1 protein-coding gene is annotated in these 387 nt (G+C 69.5%); it reads left to right on the top strand.

Annotation, left to right across the window (positions count from 1 at the left end; genetic code table 11):
* The coding region (locus tag G3I56_RS43025; RefSeq protein ID WP_164418987.1) for a ParA family protein at nt 1-387 on the top strand (387 nt) is incomplete at both ends.

Here is a 387-nt window from a genome sequence, read left to right on the forward strand (position 1 = left end):
ACTGCCCCCCGAGCCTCGGCCTGCTGACGGTCAACGCGTTCGTCGTGGCACGCGAGGTCCTGATCCCGATCCAGTGCGAGTACTACGCACTCGAGGGCCTGTCGCAGCTGCTCAAGACCATCGACCTCATCCAGGCGCACCTGAACCCGCGGCTCGCCGTCTCGACGATCCTCCTCACGATGTACGACGCGCGCACCAACCTCGCGCAGCAGGTCGCCGAGGAGGTGCGGACGCACTTCCCGGAGCAGACGCTGCGCACGACGGTGCCGCGGTCTGTCCGGATCTCCGAGGCGCCGAGCTACGGGCAGACCGTCATCACGTACGACGGCAGCTCGTCGGGCGCGCTCGCGTACCTCGAGGCGGCCCGCGAGTTCGCGGAGCGTGCCG

Source organism: Streptomyces sp. SID12488, assembly GCF_010548275.1.
In the GTDB taxonomy this organism is placed as follows: domain Bacteria; phylum Actinomycetota; class Actinomycetes; order Streptomycetales; family Streptomycetaceae; genus Streptomyces.